Here is a 20,450-nt window from a genome sequence, read left to right as displayed (position 1 = left end):
AGGAGTGGGCAGCATGCTTGAAAAGTGGGAAGGCATCGTGCTCCGGACCAATGATTATGGAGAAACAAATAAAATTGTCACCATGCTGACACGTGAAAAAGGAAAAAGAGGGGCAGTGGCGCGGGGAGCCAAAAAAACAAACAGCCGGCTTTCCGGTGTTACCCAGCCGTTTACACATGGATATTTTCTTGTGCAGGGCGGCCGCGGGCTTGGCACCATGCAGCAGGGAGAAACGCTTGATTCCATGCGCCATATTCGGGAAGACTTGGTAAAAACAGCTTATGCGGCCTACATTGTTGAGATGACCGACCGAACGACCGAGGATGGTGAAGGGGGCGCACCGCTGTTTGAGCTCGTTCGTAAAAGTCTGGTGTATATCAACGAAGGGATGGACCCGGCTATTGTGACCAATATTTTCGAAATGAAAATGCTGGCCCATGTCGGGCTCCGGCCTGAGCTTTCTTCCTGTGCCGTATGCGGTGAAACAGAAGGGCGTTTTGGCTTCTCTATTCGGGAAAACGGCTTAATCTGCCACCGCTGTTTTGACAAAGATCCTTACTATCTTCCGCTTTCCCCAGCCGCGATCCGTCTGCTGAGGCTTTTTTACTTTTTCGACCTGGACCGCCTTGGCTCTATTGATGTGAAAGAATCAACGAAAAAAGAGCTGCGGTCGGCTATTTCCATGTATTATGACGAGTATGCCGGCTTATTTTTAAAATCGCGCCGCTTCTTGGAACAAATGGAACGGTTTGAAAATGTCTTTAAAAAAGATGAAGCGGATGATTGACAAAAAGATCGTTATGCATTACCGTTTAATAGACAAAAGCAAATAATCAAGTGCAGTGAAGGAAACAAGTAAGCGTGATTTTTCTTTTCAAGCGAGCCTGGGGCGGTGCGAGCCAGGTAAAGAAACAGGCTGAAGGGGCACTCTGGAGCACGTTTTAAAGAAAGCGGCCATTTGGCAAATAGGGTGGAACCGCGGGCAAAAGCCCGTCCCTATGTACACAATTTTGTGCTACATAGGGACGGGCTTTTTGCTGTTAAAATAACTTTTTCTTTAAACGATTTTCCAGCTTTCGAAACGATCAGGTCGAGAGACGTCCTGCGCTTTATTAATAAAAAGGAGGAAGTAAAGTGAATATTCAAGAGATGATTTTAACGCTCCAGAAGCATTGGTCAGATCAAGGCTGCATTTTAATGCAGGCGTACGATGTGGAAAAAGGAGCAGGTACGATGAGCCCTTATACATTTTTGCGGGCTATTGGGCCAGAGCCGTGGAATGTAGCTTATGTGGAGCCGTCCCGCCGTCCGGCAGATGGGCGTTATGGAGACAATCCAAACCGTTTGTATCAGCACCATCAGTTTCAAGTTATTATGAAGCCGTCTCCAGACAATATTCAGGAATTGTATTTGGATTCATTAAAAGCGCTTGGTATTGATCCGCTTGAACATGATATCCGTTTTGTAGAAGATAACTGGGAAAATCCGTCGCTTGGCTGCGCGGGCCTTGGCTGGGAAGTATGGCTTGATGGAATGGAAATCACTCAATTTACGTATTTCCAGCAGGTTGGAGGACTTGAGTGCAAGCCGGTGTCCGTTGAAATTACGTATGGTATCGAACGTCTGGCTTCTTATATTCAAGACAAAGAAAATGTTTTTGAACTGGAATGGACAAACGGATTTACCGTGCATGACATTTTTTATCAGCCGGAATTTGAGCATTCAAAATATACATTTGAAACGTCTGATCCAGATATGCTCTTTAACTTGTTCAGCGTATACGAAAAAGAAGCAAAACGCCAAATGGACGAGGGGCTTGTTCATCCGGCATACGATTATGTGTTGAAATGTTCGCACGTTTTTAACGTACTTGATGCCCGGGGAGCCATTTCGGTTACGGAACGGACAGCTTACATTGGACGGATGCGGAATCTTGCCCGTCAAGTAGCGAAAACATTTTATGAAGAGCGGGAAAAATTAGGCTTCCCGATTTTAAACCGGAAAGGGGACGCGGCTCATGAGTAAAGATCTTTTATTGGAAATCGGCCTGGAGGAAATGCCGGCCCGTTTTGTAACGCAGTCCATGAAGCAGCTGGGCGATAAAACAGCCGCTTTTTTAACAGAGCTAAACATCAGCTTTGGAGATGTTCAAACATACTCGACGCCAAGACGTCTTGCTGTCCTTGTGAAAAATGTCTCGGAAGCACAGGAAGATATTAATGAAGAAGCAAAAGGCCCGGCTAAAAAGATTGCACAGACAGAAGATGGCGAATGGTCAAAAGCGGCTATCGGCTTTGCAAAAGGCCAGGGTATGACAACAGATGATATTTACTTTAAAGAAATAAAGGGTGTTGAATACGCGCATGTGAAAAAGTTCGTCAAAGGGCAGGAAACAGCCGCGCTTCTTTCAGGACTTGAAGATGTTGTGCTTTCTTTAACATTCGGCAAAAACATGCGGTGGGGCTCCAATGACATTCGCTACGTGCGTCCGATTAAATGGGTAGCAGCCCTGTTTGGACAGAACGTCATTTCATTCAAGGTAGCAAATGTTGAAGCCGGAAATCAAACGGCGGGGCACCGGTTCCTGGGCACGTCAGCTCTTATTTCAGAGCCAGCAGCATATGTGGATACGTTAAAAGGCGAATTTGTCGTTGCAGATCCTGACGAACGCCGTAGCATGATCCTGGCCCAATTAAAAGAGCTGGAAAATCAAAATAACTGGTCCATTCCTGTAGATGAATCGCTTTTAGAGGAAGTAAATAACCTCGTTGAATATCCTACGGCGCTTTCCGGTTCATTCAATGAAGCGTTTCTGGATCTGCCGGAAGAAGTGCTGATTACGTCTATGAAAGAGCACCAGCGTTACTTCCCGGTTAAAGATGCAGACGGTACGCTGCTGCCTCATTTTATTACCGTCCGCAACGGTAACACTCATGCGATTGAGAAAGTCGCTCGCGGCAACGAGAAAGTCTTGCGTGCCCGTTTAGCAGATGCCGACTTCTTTTACAAAGAAGATCAGAAAACACCGATTGCAGATTCTCTTCAAAAGCTGGAAAGAATTGTGTATCACGAAAAAATTGGCACACTGTCAGAAAAAGTGTCCCGGATTCGCCGTATTACAGCAAGTCTCGCCCAGTTAATCGGTGCAACAGACGAAGTAAAAGCGTTGGCAGACCGCGCAGCAGAAATTTGTAAGTTTGACCTTGTCACACAAATGGTGTATGAATTTCCAGAGCTGCAAGGCGTGATGGGCGAAAAATATGCCCGTCAAAAAGGTGAAAAAGAAGAAGTAGCTGTGGCGGTTAATGAGCACTATATGCCGCGTTCAGCAGATGATGCCGTCCCGGCAACGAAAACAGGCGCCCTTGTCAGCATCGCAGATAAGCTTGATACAATTACGGCCTGCTTCGCAGTTGGAATTATCCCGACCGGCTCTCAAGATCCGTACGCCCTTCGCCGTCAGGCAGCAGGTATTGTACAGACGATGCTGGAGCAGAACTGGAATGTACCGCTTGAAGACGTGATTGCTGCTGCAATTAAAGAAGTGCTTGCAGACCATGTGGGCGATAAAACAGCCGAAACGCTTCAAGAGGAAATCAGCTCTTTCTTCTCGCTTCGTGTCAAGCACATTCTTCAGGAAAAAGGTATTCGATATGATATTATTGATGCTGTTTTAACAAAAGCAGGAACGCTGAAGAGCATGGAAGAAACAGCTGCGGTGTTAATGGCCCATAAAGAAGATGATGATTTCAAAGAAACGATGGAAGCACTGAGCCGCATTGTGAATATTTCAAGAAAAGCAGCCGGCGAACATACGGTAAATCCATCATTGTTTGAAAACGACCAGGAAGCAGCATTGTATAAAGGATATGAGACGTTACAAAGTGAATGGAACCAGACGGCGTCAGCGGAAGCCCGTTACAGCCTTCTTGCTTCCTTAAAGCCGGCTATTGAAGATTATTTTGATTATACAATGGTTATGGCAGAAGACGAGGCACTTAAACAAAACCGCTTAGCGATGATGACGCATCTGGCCCGCTTTATTCTTGACTTCGCAGAAGTGCCGGCTGTTCTTGTAAAATAAACCGGTCCATCCTGCGGTGCCCGCTGTTGAATCAGGAAAAATAAGTTATAATAAGAAGATGACATAAAACAACGGGATTTATATTGACGGGATGGTGAGGACGATGGAACTAAATAAACGGCAGGAAAAAATTCTTGAAATTGTAAAAGAAAACGGTCCGATTACAGGAGAAAGTATAGCGGACCAGCTTAACCTGACCCGTGCTACACTGCGTCCGGACCTGGCTATTTTAACAATGGCCGGGTTCTTGGATGCGCGTCCGCGTGTCGGTTATTTTTACACAGGAAAGTCCGGTCCGCAGCTTATGACAGAGAGTTTAATGAAACTGTATGTGCGCGATTTCCAAGCGGTGCCCATCGTAGTCAAGGAACAGTCAACCGTCTATGATGCGATCGTTACCATGTTTCTTGAAGACGTCGGCACCTTGTTTGTGGTGGATGAATCTTTTTGCTTATCAGGTGTCCTATCAAGAAAAGATTTGCTTCGAGCCAGTATCGGTAAGCAGGATTTAAACTCTCTTCCCGTCAATATTATTATGACGCGGATGCCTAATATTGCGGTTTGTAAGCGGGATGATTTGCTTCTGGATGTGGCAAAAACGCTGCTTGAGAAACAAATCGACTGCGTGCCTGTTGTGAAAAAAACTGACAAAGGGCAGGAAGTAACCGGCCGGGTCACCAAAACAACGATTACCCGGGCTCTTGTATCCCTGACAGATGATCATTAAAAGAAAGGCGGCTACCATGCATGACTGATCCGATCATTTATATTGTATCCGATTCCGTCGGTGAAACAGCAGAACTTGTCACAAAAGCAGCTTTAAGCCAGTTCAGCGGCCCTCACGCCGTCATTAAACGATTTCCTTACGTAGAGGACCCGTCCCATATTGATGAGGTCATTAACCTGGCCAGGGAAGATGGCGGGATTATTGTATACACGCTTGTAAAACCGGATATTCGTGCATACATGATTAAATCTGCGGATGTGAATAATATAGAGGTCATTGACTTAATTGGCCCGCTTATGGACCAGCTTGAATCAATGTATACCATGCAGCCATTATTCGAACCGGGGCTTGTACGGCGCCTGGATGAGGATTATTTCAAAAAGGTGGATGCGATTGAATTCGCGGTAAAGTACGATGATGGACGCGATCCACGTGGGTTGTTAAAAGCCGATATTATCTTAATCGGTGTATCACGCACATCCAAAACGCCGCTTTCACAATTTTTAGCTCATAAACGGGTAAAAGTAGCAAATGTGCCGATTGTGCCGGAAGTGGACCCGCCGCAGGAATTATTCACGATTCCAAAAGAAAAGTGCATTGGCTTGAAGATCAGTCCAGAAAAGCTGAATTCGATTCGTCGTGAGCGGCTGATTTCTTTAGGACTGGACGACAGCGCCAGCTATGCGGATGTAGAACGTATTAAAAAAGAATTAACGTATTTCGAGGAGATTACGGCGAGAATTGGCTGCGACGTCATCGATGTAACCAACAAAGCGGTGGAAGAAACAGCGAATATTATTATGAGCCTTTATCGAAGCCGAAAAAGTACATAATCAGTCGATTATGTACTTTTCATTTTCATGGAAATGTTCTATAATAAAAAATTGTGATAAAAATGTTCAAAAAGGTTTAGACCTGCCTTGAAAAGAATAAACTATCTATGTAACCCTTCAGGTGGCAGTCTTTACCCAGCAGAAAGTTCTTTTCGACGAACTTTTGTGCGAAAAGAAGGATTCTACTCACGTTTGTAGAATAAATAACAAAATACGATTTTACAGCTGGTGATGTCATTTGTCCAGAAGAATACCTGAAGAAACCATTCAGCAAATTAAACAGGGTGTTGAGATCGCTGATGTAATCGGAGAGTATATTCAATTGAAAAAGCAGGGTCGGAATTACTTCGGTTTATGCCCATTTCATGGTGAAAACTCACCGTCTTTCTCAGTGTCGCCCGAGAAACAGATTTATCATTGTTTCGGCTGCGGCGCTGGAGGGAACGCGTTTACCTTTTTAATGGAAATCGACCAGATTCCGTTTCAGGAAGCGGCGGCAAGACTTGCTGACCGTGCAGGGATCACACTGGATATTTCCCCATCAGAAAGCGAAGAAACGACAAAAACAGATGAGAATGCCGATCTGTATGAAGCGCATGAACTGATGGCGAAATTTTACCGGCACCTGCTTCTGAATACAGAAGAAGGAAGTGAGGCGCTTTTTTATTTGCGCAAGCGCGGATTTACAGACGAAGACATTGACCGCTTTCAAATCGGCTGGGCACTGCCGCAGCCTGAATTTGCGTTAAACATTCTTACAAAACGCGGTTTTTCTGTTGAACGAATGGAACAGGCTGGCCTGCTGGTTAAAAACGAAGAAACCGGCCGTTACTTTGATCGGTTTCGCGGCAGGATTATGTTTCCCCTTCATGATCAAAAGGGGCGTGTGTCCGGATTTTCCGGCCGCAACCTTGGAGAAGGGCAGCCAAAATATTTAAATTCACCCGAGACACCCATTTTTCATAAGAGCAGCCTTTTGTACCACTTTCATGCAGCAAGAACAGCAATCAAAAAGCAAAAACAATTTATCCTTTTTGAAGGTTTTGCCGATGTTATTGCAGCGGTGAGAGCCGGTTTTCATCAATCGGTAGCCGTTATGGGTACCGCCCTTACGGAAGAGCACATCAGGCAGTTAAAGCGCACTTGTGATCAAGCGGTCATTTGTTATGACGGGGACAAAGCTGGCTTAAATGCTGCTTACAAAGCGGCCAATATGCTTGACAGTCACGATATCGGCGTCAAAGTCACGATTCTTCCCGAGCAGCTTGATCCTGATGAGTTTATCAGGCAAAAAGGTACAGATGCTTTTTCTGCTTATATAAAGGATTCTTCGCTTACACTGATGGCGTTTAAAATGGAGTTTTTAAAGCGCGGAAAAAATATGCGGGATGATGAACAAAAGTTCCGCTATATTGAAGAAGTGCTGACAGAAATCTCTAGATTAAAAAAAGCAGTAGAGCGGGATCATTACTTACGCCGGCTGGCTGATGAATTTTCACTGTCTCTGCAGGCACTGCAGGAACAGGAAAAAGCATTATTCCTAAAAAAACGTCCGGTGCGGCCGGCCCTGCCTCAAAAAGAGGAACTTTCCGGAAATATTCCACAGCGGGAACGGGTGATCCGGCAGTATCCGCGTCATGAAACAGCTGAAAGAAGACTGTTGGCTCATATGATGGCTAATCCTGAGCTCGCAGAACGAATCCGGAGGATGCTTCAAGGAGATGCGTTTTCCATAGATGAGCACCAGGCACTGTTTACGTATTTGCTTGGATATTATGAACAAACAACAGAACCGGATATGGCATCTTTTTTGTCTGTACTGCAGGACAGCCAGCTCAGGCGTCTCGCTGTTGACATCAGTTTAACAACAGTCAGCGGCGAGCCTGGCGAGGAAGAGCTTTCCGATTATGTAAAAGAAATTCAAAAACAGCATCGCCGTTTGGAAATCGAAGAGAAAAAAAGAGAGCGGATTGAGGCAGAAAAACGTCATGATTATGTAGGAGCTGCCCGAATTTTGCATGAAATCATTTCGCTTGAAAAACAACTCGCCCGCTAAGATTGTCCAGGAAGTTGGAAGGAGGGGGACTAATGGCTGAAAAGTCAACACGTTCCAAAGAAGCTGAATTAACACTTGAAAAAGCAAAAGAACTTATTATCGAGACAGGTAAACAAAGAGGAGAATTAACATACAATTACGTAGCGGACAAATTAGCCTCGTTTGAAGTGGATTCCGGTCAGATTGATGAGTTTTACGAATCCCTTACAGAGCAGGGAGTAGAACTCGTTGATGAAGAAGAAAGCAACGATGACGGCGATCCGAACATCCAGGAGCTTGAAAAAGAAAATGAGGAGTTTGATTTAAACGACTTAAGTGTTCCTCCTGGAGTGAAAATCAACGACCCCGTTCGTATGTACTTAAAAGAAATTGGCCGTGTTGATCTTTTGTCTGCCCAGGAAGAAATTGAACTGGCTCACCGGATTGAAGAGGGAGACGAAGAAGCAAAACGACGTTTAGCAGAAGCAAACCTGCGTCTTGTTGTCAGCATTGCCAAACGTTATGTAGGCCGTGGCATGCTATTCCTTGATTTGATTCAAGAAGGAAATATGGGCTTAATCAAAGCGGTTGAAAAGTTCGACTACCGTAAAGGGTTTAAATTCAGTACGTATGCCACATGGTGGATTCGCCAGGCGATTACCCGTGCCATTGCCGACCAGGCCCGTACCATTCGGATCCCAGTTCATATGGTTGAAACGATTAATAAATTAATTCGTGTACAGCGCCAGCTTCTTCAGGATCTCGGCCGCGAACCGGCACCGGAAGAAATTGCAGAAGAAATGGATTTAACACCTGAAAAAGTACGTGAAATTTTAAAGATCGCGCAAGAGCCTGTTTCACTTGAAACACCTATTGGGGAAGAAGATGATTCACATCTTGGCGACTTTATTGAAGACCAGGAAGCGACTTCTCCGTCTGAACACGCTGCTTATGAATTGTTGAAAGAGCAGCTTGAAGACGTGCTCGATACCTTAACGGACCGGGAAGAAAATGTTCTTCGCCTTCGTTTCGGCCTTGATGATGGACGGACACGGACACTTGAAGAAGTAGGTAAAGTATTTGGTGTAACGCGTGAGCGTATCCGCCAAATTGAAGCAAAAGCCCTTCGTAAGCTCCGCCATCCAAGCCGCAGCAAACGTTTGAAGGATTTCTTAGAATAAGTTAAATTCAAGGCCGGGTTTTCCCGGCTTTTTTCGTGCAAAAAAGCAGGATAATCCTTGCCGGTCACGAATAGTATTGTGTATTGGGGTGTAAAGCAGGGTGAAACAAACGAAAAAAGACATTATTATTCAGGAAATACTTCTCTGGAAAGACAATCAAATGCTGCCTCCACATTATTGTGATTATTTACTAGCGCTTTATACACAAGGAACAGAATTTACAGAAGCAGGAAGACGCGCCCGATTGAAGCGAATTCACATGTCAACTGCACTGCTTGCACTGCTTTTATTGCCAGTTGCTGTATGTATTCTCTATTTTACGGAATTGTCTTTTCTTTTGCAAACAGTGATTTTGACAAGTTTTGTCGGAAGCCTGCTGCTGCTGGCCATTTATTTTTCGCGCCAAAAAGTGCTGGCGCCTATGCTTTTTTTAGGTGCTGCTCTCCTTGGAATTAAATACCCGGATTTTTCATGATCATCCTTATACTTTATATGGGCTTCTTGCTGTGAATTGTCTGCTTTGGATTTTTACCGGTGTAAAGCTCAAGTTGTTTTACTTTTCTATTTCCGGTGGTTTGGGCCTTATCGTGCTTCTCTTTTTCTGGCTGCAATATCAAAAGGGCAGCTGAACTGTCTGCCGCAAGGGGAAAAACTTTAAAGTAAGCCTTTTCGTAACCTTTATTTTCAAGTAAAATAATAAGTGTTTGTACTTTTCAGTTTTCTTTTTACATAAAAAGAGAGGGGGAAACAGCATGAATCGTAATCCGTTAATTCCATTTTTATTAATTGCGGTATTCGGACTCGGATTGATGTTCTTTTTGTCGTTGGATGGAATTGATAACGCAAAAGAAAGAGCCGAGGAAGAAAAGGCAGCAGAAGAAGGCGGCGGCGAAACAGCGGCAGGGGGAGAATTTGATCCGGAGGCTCATTATAAGTCCTCTTGCATCAGCTGTCATGGCAGCAACTATGAAGGCGGTGCAGGCCCGTCGCTCGTTGGAGTAGGAGAAAAGCTTTCCCAGGAAGAAATTCAAGATATTGTAGTAAACGGTAAAGGCGGTATGCCGCCAGGTCTTGTTCCCCAGGAAAACGCTGAGGCGATGGCAGCCTGGGTGGCTGAAATTAAATAATAATATTCCACAAAGGCCTTTCTATATGCAAAGGCCTTTTTTCTTTTGAAATGTGATAAGATAGGAAAGAATTTTAATAAAAAGCGGTGAACATATATGAATAGCAATCAGTTATCAAAAAGACTCGAAACGGTTGTTTCGTTTATTGCACCAGCCAGAACAATCGCGGATATTGGCTCAGATCATGCTTATCTGCCCTGTTATGCGGTGAAAAAAAATCTGGTAGACCGGGCTGTGGCAGGAGAAGTAGTAGAAGGCCCTTTTCAGTCTGCGAGACGGCAGGTATTGTCAGAAGGGTTGTCAGAGAAAGTTGATGTGCGTAAAGGAAACGGACTCGCCGTGCTGGAAGCGGGAGAAGTGGAGTGCATCACGATTGCAGGAATGGGAGGTCCACTGATCGCATCGATTTTAGAAGAAGGAAAGAGCAAGCTTGCCGGCGTTGCAAAGCTCGTTCTGCAGCCGAATATTGCCGGCCATGCAGTTCGGGAATGGCTTGATGCAAATGGCTGGATCATCGAACAAGAAGCCATTTTAGAAGAAGATGGCCAATTGTATGAGGTGATCAGCGCTACAGCCGGCTCGTCACGTGCTTTATCGCCGAAGGAATTGCTCTTTGGACCGTTCTTGATGAAGCAGAAAAACAACGCATTCCGGCTGAAATGGCAGCGGGAACTTGACCAAATTAACCATGTTCTCAGCCGTTTAACAGATGCCCAGCATACAGAGGGCACCGAAAAGAAGAAAAGCGAGTTAAAACAAAAAAAACAGTGGATTGAGGAAGTGATCGCCGATGAAAACGCCTAACGGACATGAGATTATTGGGTTGTTTGAACGATTTTCACCGAAATCTTATGCAATGGAAGGAGACAAAGTCGGATTGCAGATCGGCCGCTTAAACAAGCCGTGCAAAAAAGTTATGATTGCACTGGATGTTCTTGAAAGCGTGGTGGATGAAGCGATCGAAGAAAACATTGATTTGATTATAGCCCATCATCCGCTTATTTACCGGCCGCTTGGTGCCATTCAAACGGACCAGACAGCAGGAAGAGTCATTGAAAAGCTGATTAAGCATGATATTGCGGTATACACTGCTCATACGAATTTGGATGTAGCGAAAGGCGGAGTAAATGACCTGCTGGCTTCCGCTCTTCACTTAACGAATACAGAAGTGCTCGTGCCGACCATAGCTGAAGAGTTGAGAAAGCTGGCCGTTTTTGTGCCGCTCGATCAGGCAGAAGCCGTAAGAGAGGCGCTCGGTAAAGCAGGCGCTGGAGCGCTTGGAAATTATCAAAACTGTTCTTTTTCTCAACAAGGAGAAGGGCGTTTTCAGCCTGGTGAAGAAGCCGGGCCTTTTATCGGCCAAGCCGGCGGCCGCTTAGAAACAGTACAGGAAGAAAAAATCGAAGTGATTTATCCTGCTCACATAGAAAAGAAAGTGCTCAGTGCCATGCTTAAAGCCCATCCATATGAAGAGGCAGCTTATGATATTTATCCTCTTCAAAACAAAGGAGAACAGCTTGGACTTGGCCGTATCGGCCTGCTTCCGCAGGAAGTGACACTAGAGGAGTTTGCTGTGCATGTGAAAGAGTCATTACAATCTGGAGGCGTAAGAGTAGTCGGTGATAAAGCACGTCTTGTCCGTAAAGTAGCCGTATTGGGCGGAGACGGCAACAAATACTGGCAGACGGCGCTGCGTAAAGGAGCAGACGTGTATGTAACAGGTGATTTTTATTATCACACTGCGCATGATGCCGATGCTGAAGGCCTCGCTATTGTCGATCCGGGGCATAACGTAGAGAAAGTAATGAAAAAAGGCGTAGCAGCCATTCTTCACGAGCAGGCCTCCAAACAAAAATGGACTGTTGAATTTGTGGCTTCTGCCGTTGAAACAGACCCTTTTCAATTTATGTAAATGAAAAAGCAGCTCCTTAAACGGAGCTGCTTTTTCAACGTGAGGTTAACGTTGATTTCTTTACTTTAGGTAAAATTTTCTCAAGCGGCACTTTTCGCTCGCGTACCCAGGTTGATTCATCTTCAGGGTCAAATGCTTCTAAAAACTGAATCACCTCTTTTACGATAGGTGTTGGTGTAGAAGCGCCGGCGGTGACAGCCACTGTTTCGGCATCTTTAAGCCAGTCAATATTAATTTCAGAAACATCAGACACCCGGTATGCAGTGGTGCCGGCAATTTCAATAGACACCTGCGCAAGTCGATTGGAGTTATTGCTTTTCGGATCTCCCACGACAATCAGTACATCTGCTTCACCGGCTTGTTCAGCCACTGCTTCCTGCCGCACTTGCGTCGCAAGGCAGATTTCTTTATGCATTTCTGCATGTGGATACTTTTCTTTGATCGCATCCATAATATCAATAACATCCCATTGGCTCATGGTTGTTTGGTTTGTAACGATAATTTTATCATTTTTCATGTCCAGCGCCTTAACATCGTCAGCATTTTCCACAAGGTGAACAATTTCCGGTGCCACACCAACGGCGCCTTCCGGTTCCGGATGCCCTTTTTTGCCGATGTAAATGACATGATAGCCTTCTGCTTTTTTAGCCCGGATTAAATCATGGGTAACGGTAACATCCGGACAGGTTGCATCGATTGTCGTTAAGTTCTTTTGGCGGGCAATTTCCCGCACTTCCGGCGACACACCGTGAGCCGTGAAAATGATTGTGCCTTCCGATACCTGCTCAATAATGTCTTTTCGGTTTTTTCCGTCAAGGGTAATGATGCCTTCCGCTTCAAAAGCATCTGTAACATGTTTGTTGTGTACAATCATGCCTAAAATATAGATCGGACGCGGCAATGTTTTATCAAGAGCGGCGTTACGGGCAATAACCATTGCATCAACAACACCGTAACAGTAACCGCGTGGTGAAATTTTTATTATTTTCATACAGCATCCTCCTCCAGCTTCTCACTTTATTATAAAGGAGAAAGCAGGGAAAACAAAGCGATCAATCAAGCCGGCCCGGAAACCAGGGCACAGACTCAGCTGTCCGCTTTTTTTCACGCTGTGGAGGCGGAGTGCTTGCCGCTTCTTTTACTTCTTGCTGTGGATCGCTTTCAGGGTCCGGCATGGATTGTACGGTCCGGTAAAGCCTCCACATAGCCGGAAGGTTTTTAACAAGCGGGCCGTACTGTTCAATCAACGGCCTCATCTGTTCAGCAGTCACCATGACCTGTCTGGCTTGTTCCAGCCATCGTCCCGATTTTGCGGCTGTACCGAAGAACGGAGGCATTGGCGGCTGAACAGGCGGGTGGGTAGGGGGAGGAGTATAAAAAAATCCACGTCTGGCATTCGGTGCATATCGAGGCAGCAACGTAGTCACCCTTTCCTTTTTCTCTATCGTATTCATATTGGAAAGATCATGTGCGTAAACCTTCTTTTGCTTTCTTGACGCTTTTAGTATATTATCGTAACGTGCATAAACTTTGAACGTGAAAGGAATTTGATGCCATATGGCAAACTATACATTTGAACAATACGGTCTAAAGCCGTTTATTTATAAAGGAATCGAAGCGCTTCGCTTCAAAGAGCCTACACCAATTCAACGTAATATGATTCCGCTTATCCTAAAAGGGGAAAGCGCAATTGGACAATCCCAAACGGGCACAGGAAAAACACATTCTTATGTTCTGCCTATCCTAAACCGGATTCAAGCAGATAAAAAAGAGGTACAGGCTGTGGTAACCGCGCCGACACGGGAGCTGGCAACCCAGATTTATCAAGCCTTTCAAAAAGTAGCAAAAGAATCGGAAGAAGAAATTGCAGTACGCCACTTTGTTGGCGGCACGGATAAAAAGCGGGATGTAGAGCGATTAAAAAGCCCGCCTCATATTATGGTCGGGACACCCGGAAGAATTGCAGACCTGATTGGTGACAATGCCGTTTCTGTTCATAAAGCGGAGATGCTGGTTGTCGATGAAGCAGATTTGATGCTTGATATGGGTTTTATTAATGATGTAGACCGGATCGCTTCCGGCATGCCTGAACAGCTCGGCATGTTCGTTTTTTCTGCTACGATCCCTCAAAAACTAAAACCGTTTTTGAAAAAGTATATGGAAAACCCGGAATACGTACACATTGAGCCGAAGCGGGCGTCCGCGGCCAATATTGAACATTTGCTTGTACCGGCAAAAAGCCGTGATAAAGTAGACGTTGTGTATGATTTGTTAAATGTGTTTAATCCGTACCTGGCTGTTGTATTCACCAACACAAAGCAAAAAGCGGATGAAGTAGCGGATAAGCTGGCGGCAAAAGGCTTGAAAACCGGTCGTATCCACGGTGACCTGCCGCCTCGTGAACGAAAAAAAATGATGAAGCAGGTTCATGACCTTGAGTACCGTTATATTGTCGCAACAGACCTTGCTGCCCGCGGTATTGATATCGAAGGCGTTAGTCATGTAATCAATTATGAGCTGCCAGCAGATCTTGACTTTTACATTCACCGGGCAGGCCGTACAGCCCGTGCCGGTGCATCCGGCATTTGTGCAACAGTTTATCTTCCGGCTGATGAAGATGCGATCGCAAAACTGGAAAAACGCGATATTACGTTTTCGAATGGTGATATCAAAGGTGGAGAAATCATTGAAACAGCCGATCGTAATCGCCGTAAAAAACGGGAGAAAAAAGAAGATACGATCAACCCGAAAGTCAGAGCGGTCACAAGCCGCCCGCAAAAAGTGAAGCCGGGCTATAAAAAGAAACGGAAAATGGAAGTAGCAAAAATTGAAAAACGCCAGCGCCGTATTGACGCCCGCAATAAAAAGTAACAGGGAGTTTAAGGATGTTAAAAATTGGATCACATGTTTCGATGAGCGGTAAAAAAATGCTGCTTGGCGCTAGTGAAGAAGCTATTTCTTACGGCGCATCTACCTTTATGGTTTATACAGGCGCCCCTCAGAACACACGCCGAAAGCCGATTGAGGACTTGAACATCGAGGCCGGGCGCCGCCATATGGAGCAAAACGGCATCAGCGAAATTGTCGTTCATGCTCCCTATATCATTAACCTTGGCAATACCATCAAGCCGGAAACATTCGAGCTGGGAGTAGATTTTCTTCATATGGAAATCGAACGGTCAACAGCAATTGGTGCGAGCCAGATTGTGCTTCATCCAGGCGCCCATGTCGGTGCAGGAGCGGAAGCTGGGCTGAAAAAAATTGCGGAAGGTTTGAACGAAGTGCTTCAGCAAAACCAGTCCGTGCAAATTGCACTGGAGACGATGGCTGGAAAAGGAACGGAATGCGGCCGCCAATTTGAAGAAATCGCGATGATTATGGATATGGTCCATCATAACGAAAAATTATCGGTCTGCTTTGATACGTGCCATACACATGATGCGGGTTATCCAATTCGAGAGGACTTTGACGGAGTTTTAGATCAATTTGATCGAATTATCGGTGTGGACCGCCTTAAAGTGCTGCACATCAATGACAGCAAAAATGAGCGCGGCGCCGGTAAAGACCGGCACGAAAATATCGGCTTTGGCTATATTGGCTTTGATGCGCTGTCTTATATTGTGCATCATCCTCAATTGACCGATGTCCCTAAAATCTTGGAAACACCTTATATAGGAGAAGATAAAAATACAAAAAAACCCCCATACCTTCAGGAGATTGCCATGCTTCGAGGCAAGCAATTTGATGAAGGCATAAGGGGAAAAATTGCAGCAGGTGTTATAACTTAAGGAAGTGCATATATGGACGGAGCATTTTTTCAAGCGCTGCGGCTTCTCGTTTGCCGAGAATCCTTTCAGCTGCTTGAAAAAGCTCGGTCCTTTTTGTTTCGGAAAACAAATCAACTTCGTGGCGGGCGAGCCAGTCGATAAACTGATCCGCCTGCTTTTCGTTCAAGGAAACTTGGAATTTTCTTGCTTGCTCCATCAGCTCAGCTTTTGTGATGGTTTGAACACGGCGATTGATCATTTGATGAAGAGGCTGCATACCGGGCTCCTTTCCTAAGGTCACTTCATTTACTTGAGAGCGGCCATCCTGTATACTGGATAGTGTTTAAATCGTAATCATTCTTACCTTAAAGGAGTTCTATATATGAAGGAAAAACCGCCTGTCATTGATATACGCGACGTGAACTTTCGTTATGACCGCGAAAATGTTCTCGAGCGGATCAATCTGTCGATTCCAAAAGGTTCCTTCGTCGGCCTGGTCGGCCCAAACGGATCTGGGAAATCAACATTATTAAAAATTATATTAGGCTTATTAAAAGCCAAAGAGGGGTACGTAGAACTTTTTGGTGTCCCGCAAGATAAATTTAAGGAATGGGACCGGATCGGTTTTGTTTCGCAAAAAGCGAATTCTTTTAATACCGGTTTTCCGGCAACTGTTTTTGAAGTCGTCATGGGCGGACTCGTTAAAAAAATGGGATTGTTCCGTCGTCCGGGCTCTAAAGAAAAGGAAGCAGTAGAACAGGCTGTTCGCGCTGTTGGAATGGAGTCTTTTTTAACACGCAATATCGGTGATTTATCCGGCGGCCAGCAGCAGCGTGTATTCATTGCCCGGGCTATCGTATCCAATCCATCTGTTTTAATTTTGGACGAGCCAACGGTTGGGGTAGACAGCCAAAATGTCGAATCATTTTACCATATGCTGACGCATTTGAATCAAGACCTGGGGATGACGCTGCTGCTTGTCACGCATGACATTGGCGCCATTACCGACAAAGTGACACATGTAGCCTGCTTAAATAAGTATCTGCATTTTCACGGCAGTATGCAGCAATTTGTAGAACTGGATGAGCAAGAACTGTCCGATTTATATGGACACGGCATCCGCCTGCTTGATCATCATCACGATCACTGAAGGGAAGACCATTATGATAGAAGCTATTTTCACCTATGAGTTTTTGCAGAATGCGTTTTTATCCGGCGCGATTATTGGTATTATCGCGCCGCTGCTCGGCGCATTTATAGTAGTACGCCGTTTGTCTCTCATTGCAGATGCGCTAAGCCACGTTACACTGTCAGGCATTGCGGCAGGCCTGCTTCTTGGACAAACCTTTCCGGCGCTTTCCGCTGTAAACCCGCTTTATTTTGGAATGGTATTTTCCGTTGGGGGCTCCCTGCTGGTGGAACGGCTGCGAAACGTATATAAACATTATCAAGAGCTGGCCATCCCGATTATGATGTCCGGGGGAATTGGACTTGGCGTTATTCTGATTTCCATTGCAAACGGGTTTAATACAGATTTGTTCAGCTATTTATTCGGCAGTGTCAGCGCGGTGAGCCGAAATGATTTATATGCTGTTATCGGAATCAGCATCATTGTTCTCGTTACAGTGTACTTACTGTATAAGGAATTGTTTGTTTTATCGTTCGATGAAGAGTATGCAAAAGCCTCAGGCATCCCATCTAAGGCCGTACATCTCGCATTTATTATTTTAACAGCTCTTGTGATTGCCGTTTCAATGAGAATCGTCGGTGTTTTGCTTGTGTCGGCTTTAATGACACTTCCTGTTGCGGCTGCTATGCGGATTGCGAAAGGATTTAAGCAAACCATCTGGCTGTCTGTTTTATTTGGAGAAGTTTCCGTGATTGCCGGCTTGATCAGTGCTTTTTATCTTGACCTGGCACCGGGCGGTACGATCGTTGTAACGTCTATTATTATTTTGTTAGGCGTCATTTTGTGGAAAAAAGAGAAAAACTAGTAAAGAGGGGTCCATCATGAATTTAACAAAAGCGATGGAAATCATGAAAGAAAAAGGCTATAAGCAGACAGGAAAGCGGGAGGAAATGCTGGCACTGTTTGCAAGGCAGGATAAATACTTAACGGCAAAAGATGTTCTCGAAGAAATGAAGCATGACTATCCGGGCCTGAGTTTTGATACGATTTACCGTAATTTGGCTCTTTTTGCTGAAATGAATATATTGGAAGAAACCGAGCTGTCGGGCGAGCGCCATTTCCGCTTTGCCTGTTCTCACAATCATCACCATCACCACTTTATTTGCATGGAATGCGGAAAAACAAAAGAAATAGATATGTGTCCCATGAACGAAGTGAGGGAGCTCGCAGGCTGCGAGATCACCGGACACAAGTTTGAAGTATACGGCAAGTGTGAAAAATGCATGAAAAAAGCGTGACCAAAAGAATTTCTTCTGGTCACGCTTTTTTATGTGTGTATAAGCGGACGGATTTCGCCTTGCTCAAGCCACTGTTGCACCCATAAATCCGCTTCATGCCAATTATTCACGCGAACGACATGATCAGGAACGGGATCTTGATTATAAGGTGTGTTAAATAAAACAACGGGAATGTGCAGCTCTTCCGCCAGCGTAACGGCATTGTCGTGTTTATCTTCAAAGAAAATATCCACCTTGTGCCGTTTTGCTGCTTCCACTTTATTGTGAGAGCCGATTAATTCAATATGATCATAATAAATTTGCTTATCTTGAAACCACTGCTCAGTGACATCAAAAAGATGCTGGCGTCTTGCGCTTATAAAAAGCAGGTGAAACTGTTTCTGCCATTTCGCTAAAATGCTGTCCGCTCCCTCTGCCAAAGGGGAAGCGGCATAAATAGCAGGCTCTGTTTGATCAAACCAATCCCGCATTTTGTCTGGCGGAATGTTCAAAGCAGCCGATAAATCATACTGTTTGATATCCTCAAGAGTAATATTAAGCGAGAAAGCTTCGTTAATAAAAGGAACGAGGCTTGCTGGACAAGTGACTGTACCGTCAATATCTATACCGAACCGTTTTTGTGACATTGCAATCACTGCTCGACCGCAAGCGCTTGTTTCCGGTGATACTCTTCCGCAATCAAATCGATCTCTTTTTTCAATTCTTCAACCATTGTTTCTTCCGGTACTTTTCGAACTGTTTTACCGTGGCGGAACAGGAGGCCTTCACCGCGGGCGCCCGCAATACCGATGTCCGCTTCGCGTGCCTCACCTGGACCATTTACTGCACAGCCAAGTACCGCTACTTTAATAGGTGCTTTAATCTTGGAAATATATTCTTCTACTTCATTTGCAATCGAAATCAAGTCGATTTCAATTCGGCCGCATGTTGGACATGAAATAAGTGTAGCCGCATTGGCAGCCAGGCCAAATGATTTCAGCAGTTCGCGTGCTACTTTCACTTCTTCAACCGGATCGGCACTTAGTGAGATACGGAGCGTGTTCCCGATTCCTTTGCTTAAGATGGCACCAAGGCCCGCCGCACTTTTTACAGTTCCTGCAAAAAGAGTGCCGGATTCTGTGATCCCCAGGTGCAGCGGGTAATCAAATGCTTTTGCTGCTTTTTCATATGCTTCGATAGCTAAATTTACATCCGATGCTTTCATGGAAACAATGATGTCATGAAAATCAAGATCTTCTAAAATTTTAATGTGATGAAGCGCACTTTCAACCATACCGTCTGCTGTCGGATAGCCGTACTTTTCAAGAATTTTACGCTCTAAGCTTCCCGCGTTAACGCCAATTCGAATAGGCACACCTTTCGCTTTTGCTGCGTTTACAACAGCTTCCACTTTCTCACGGCGTCCGATATTGCCCGGGTTGATACGGATTTTATCAACGCCTGCTTCAATCGCCTTAAGCGCTAATTTATAATCAAAATGAATATCAGCAACGAGAGGAATGTTAATTTGGCTCTTGATCGCCGCAAGCGCATCGGCAGCGCGCTCGTCCGGAACGGCAACGCGTACAACTTGGCAGCCCGCTTCTTCAAGGCGGTTTATTTCAGCAACTGTTGCTTCAACATCGTGTGTTTTTGTTGTGGTCATACTTTGAATAACAACCTGGTCGTTTCCGCCAATCGTTAAATTGCCAACTTTCACTGGACGGGTTTTCGTGCGGTGGGTGATTTCACTCAATGGTGATTCGCTCCTTTAAAAGTTAATCTGACTATCATATCTGTTTCATTCTATCAGAGGAACGGCTGTTCAGACAACAATTCCGTTTACCTTGTTGCGTGGGGCAGCCAGCGGATAGAAAGATACAGCATAATCGTTACAATGAGCCAGTCTGCTGCGTATGCATAAGAAAAAGTCCAATTCGCCCATTCCATTAGCACAGTGACAAAAACAGACAGTGTAAGCGCGTGGGTGCTCAGTCGAAATAAATGCCGGTATTCGCCGCGTTTACTGCGAATGAAGACTAAAAAAAGCCCAATACCGGCAAAAACCGCTGCTTTTAAAAACAGCCCAAACGACAGCAGAATATAATAGAAAAGGAGAACAACTGGTATATAAATAAAGATCGTTTGGCGTGTGAATTCTTCGTTTGCTGCCAAAGTAGGCAGGATACTTTCAATCGCTTTTGCAGGAGAAGAGCCAGCTGTAAGATGGGTGAAAACGGACAAGCAGGAAGGAAGGCACAAAATAAAAGACAGGATAAAAAGATATTGAATCGTTGTGCCGATCCCCAGCAGGCGGGAAGCAGCAATATATTTCGGCGAGTAAAGACTTTTAAATAATCTCTTATATAGCGGCATAA

At 45.0% G+C, this 20,450-nt stretch carries 22 protein-coding genes and 1 other annotated feature; of the genes, 16 read left to right on the top strand and 6 right to left on the bottom strand.

The features are described from left to right. The first annotated feature begins 13 nt into the window (after nucleotides 1–13). The 11 genes from recO to M3221_RS08550 all read left to right on the top strand — a co-directional run bounded on the left by recO (nucleotide 14) and on the right by M3221_RS08550 (nucleotide 11,899). Nucleotides 14–787: a DNA repair protein RecO gene (gene recO / locus M3221_RS08600; RefSeq protein ID WP_251271059.1), complete on the top strand. Its 774-nt coding sequence runs from the start codon at nucleotides 14–16 to the stop codon at nucleotides 785–787. A gap of 46 nt (nucleotides 788–833) precedes the next feature. Next, nucleotides 834–1,001, top strand: a binding site (T-box leader). A 133-nt stretch (nucleotides 1,002–1,134) separates the two neighbouring features. After that, nucleotides 1,135–2,025: a glycine--tRNA ligase subunit alpha gene (glyQ, locus tag M3221_RS08595; RefSeq protein WP_242233427.1), complete on the top strand. Its 891-nt coding sequence runs from the start codon at nucleotides 1,135–1,137 to the stop codon at nucleotides 2,023–2,025. Continuing rightward, nucleotides 2,018–4,084, top strand: coding sequence for a glycine--tRNA ligase subunit beta (glyS, locus tag M3221_RS08590; protein ID WP_251271058.1), 2,067 nt, complete (start codon nucleotides 2,018–2,020; stop codon nucleotides 4,082–4,084). Before glyQ ends, glyS begins: the two co-directional genes overlap by 8 nt. 91 nt (nucleotides 4,085–4,175) lie before the next feature. Next, the gene (locus M3221_RS08585) at nucleotides 4,176–4,811 is read left to right on the top strand and encodes a helix-turn-helix transcriptional regulator (RefSeq protein WP_285879657.1); all 636 of its coding nucleotides are present in this window, start codon (nucleotides 4,176–4,178) and stop codon (nucleotides 4,809–4,811) included. Between the two features lie 20 nt (nucleotides 4,812–4,831). After that, nucleotides 4,832–5,644 carry a pyruvate, water dikinase regulatory protein gene (locus M3221_RS08580; RefSeq protein ID WP_251271057.1) on the top strand — a complete coding sequence of 271 codons (813 nt, stop codon included), beginning with the start codon at nucleotides 4,832–4,834 and terminating at the stop codon, nucleotides 5,642–5,644. A 238-nt stretch (nucleotides 5,645–5,882) separates the two neighbouring features. Next, entirely contained in the window at nucleotides 5,883–7,700 is a 1,818-nt protein-coding gene (gene dnaG / locus M3221_RS08575; RefSeq protein ID WP_251271056.1) for a DNA primase, read from the top strand. Between the two features lie 32 nt (nucleotides 7,701–7,732). Beyond that, complete coding sequence (gene rpoD / locus M3221_RS08570) at nucleotides 7,733–8,860, top strand: RNA polymerase sigma factor RpoD (protein WP_242233431.1); 1,128 nt, start codon at nucleotides 7,733–7,735, stop codon at nucleotides 8,858–8,860. A 100-nt stretch (nucleotides 8,861–8,960) separates the two neighbouring features. Then, complete coding sequence (locus tag M3221_RS08565) at nucleotides 8,961–9,335, top strand: hypothetical protein (RefSeq protein WP_251271055.1); 375 nt, start codon at nucleotides 8,961–8,963, stop codon at nucleotides 9,333–9,335. Nucleotides 9,336–9,612: 277 nt separating this feature from the next. Continuing rightward, nucleotides 9,613–9,987, top strand: coding sequence for a cytochrome c550 (gene cccA, locus M3221_RS08560; RefSeq protein WP_251271054.1), 375 nt, complete (start codon nucleotides 9,613–9,615; stop codon nucleotides 9,985–9,987). A 96-nt stretch (nucleotides 9,988–10,083) separates the two neighbouring features. Then, nucleotides 10,084–10,791, top strand: coding sequence for a tRNA (adenine(22)-N(1))-methyltransferase (locus M3221_RS08555; RefSeq protein WP_251271053.1), 708 nt, complete (start codon nucleotides 10,084–10,086; stop codon nucleotides 10,789–10,791). Further along, on the top strand, nucleotides 10,778–11,899 hold the full coding sequence (locus tag M3221_RS08550) for a Nif3-like dinuclear metal center hexameric protein (RefSeq protein ID WP_251271052.1): 1,122 nt from the start codon (nucleotides 10,778–10,780) through the stop codon (nucleotides 11,897–11,899). Before M3221_RS08555 ends, M3221_RS08550 begins: the two co-directional genes overlap by 14 nt. 34 nt (nucleotides 11,900–11,933) lie before the next feature. Here the strand turns inward: M3221_RS08550 and M3221_RS08545 are convergent, their stop codons facing one another. Then, nucleotides 11,934–12,890: a 4-hydroxy-3-methylbut-2-enyl diphosphate reductase gene (locus M3221_RS08545; RefSeq protein ID WP_251271051.1), complete on the bottom strand. Its 957-nt coding sequence runs from the start codon at nucleotides 12,888–12,890 to the stop codon at nucleotides 11,934–11,936. Nucleotides 12,891–12,951: 61 nt separating this feature from the next. Beyond that, nucleotides 12,952–13,317: a VrrA/YqfQ family protein gene (locus tag M3221_RS08540; protein ID WP_251271050.1), complete on the bottom strand. Its 366-nt coding sequence runs from the start codon at nucleotides 13,315–13,317 to the stop codon at nucleotides 12,952–12,954. 139 nt (nucleotides 13,318–13,456) lie between these two features. Here M3221_RS08540 and M3221_RS08535 point away from each other — a divergent pair, with 139 nt between their 5' ends. Together M3221_RS08535 and M3221_RS08530 are read left to right on the top strand one after the other, a co-directional pair. Continuing rightward, on the top strand, nucleotides 13,457–14,770 hold the full coding sequence (locus tag M3221_RS08535; protein WP_251271049.1) for a DEAD/DEAH box helicase: 1,314 nt from the start codon (nucleotides 13,457–13,459) through the stop codon (nucleotides 14,768–14,770). Nucleotides 14,771–14,784: 14 nt separating this feature from the next. Next, nucleotides 14,785–15,687, top strand: a complete 903-nt coding sequence (locus tag M3221_RS08530) for a deoxyribonuclease IV (protein WP_251271048.1) — start codon at nucleotides 14,785–14,787, stop codon at nucleotides 15,685–15,687. Here the strand turns inward: M3221_RS08530 and M3221_RS08525 are convergent. Further along, the gene (locus M3221_RS08525; protein ID WP_251271047.1) at nucleotides 15,677–15,943 is read right to left on the bottom strand and encodes a DUF2624 family protein; all 267 of its coding nucleotides are present in this window, start codon (nucleotides 15,941–15,943) and stop codon (nucleotides 15,677–15,679) included. The two genes, M3221_RS08530 and M3221_RS08525, sit on opposite strands and share 11 nt — an antisense overlap. 105 nt (nucleotides 15,944–16,048) lie before the next feature. Between M3221_RS08525 and M3221_RS08520 the strand changes: the two genes are divergently transcribed. The 3 genes from M3221_RS08520 to M3221_RS08510 are packed head-to-tail and all read left to right on the top strand — an operon-like array spanning nucleotide 16,049 to nucleotide 18,093. Continuing rightward, a complete protein-coding gene (locus M3221_RS08520; RefSeq protein ID WP_242233441.1) occupies nucleotides 16,049–16,816 on the top strand; it encodes a metal ABC transporter ATP-binding protein in 768 nt (255 codons plus the stop codon). A 13-nt stretch (nucleotides 16,817–16,829) separates the two neighbouring features. Continuing rightward, nucleotides 16,830–17,660, top strand: a complete 831-nt coding sequence (locus tag M3221_RS08515) for a metal ABC transporter permease (RefSeq protein ID WP_251271046.1) — start codon at nucleotides 16,830–16,832, stop codon at nucleotides 17,658–17,660. Nucleotides 17,661–17,676: 16 nt separating this feature from the next. Continuing rightward, nucleotides 17,677–18,093, top strand: coding sequence for a Fur family transcriptional regulator (locus M3221_RS08510; protein WP_242233443.1), 417 nt, complete (start codon nucleotides 17,677–17,679; stop codon nucleotides 18,091–18,093). Between the two features lie 29 nt (nucleotides 18,094–18,122). Here M3221_RS08510 and M3221_RS08505 read toward each other — a convergent pair whose 3' ends face one another. From M3221_RS08505 to M3221_RS08495, 3 genes are all read right to left on the bottom strand, one after another. Then, the gene (locus tag M3221_RS08505) at nucleotides 18,123–18,719 is read right to left on the bottom strand and encodes a hypothetical protein (RefSeq protein WP_251271045.1); all 597 of its coding nucleotides are present in this window, start codon (nucleotides 18,717–18,719) and stop codon (nucleotides 18,123–18,125) included. 5 nt (nucleotides 18,720–18,724) lie between these two features. Further along, the gene (gene ispG / locus M3221_RS08500; RefSeq protein WP_242233492.1) at nucleotides 18,725–19,819 is read right to left on the bottom strand and encodes a flavodoxin-dependent (E)-4-hydroxy-3-methylbut-2-enyl-diphosphate synthase; all 1,095 of its coding nucleotides are present in this window, start codon (nucleotides 19,817–19,819) and stop codon (nucleotides 18,725–18,727) included. Between the two features lie 95 nt (nucleotides 19,820–19,914). Next, nucleotides 19,915–20,448: a DUF1189 family protein gene (locus tag M3221_RS08495; RefSeq protein WP_251271044.1), complete on the bottom strand. Its 534-nt coding sequence runs from the start codon at nucleotides 20,446–20,448 to the stop codon at nucleotides 19,915–19,917. Nucleotides 20,449–20,450: the final 2 nt, after the last annotated feature.

This window comes from Domibacillus indicus, assembly GCF_023715895.1.
Lineage (GTDB): Bacteria > Bacillota > Bacilli > Bacillales > Domibacillaceae > Domibacillus > Domibacillus indicus_A.
This window is presented reverse-complemented; position numbering and strand designations above follow the sequence as displayed.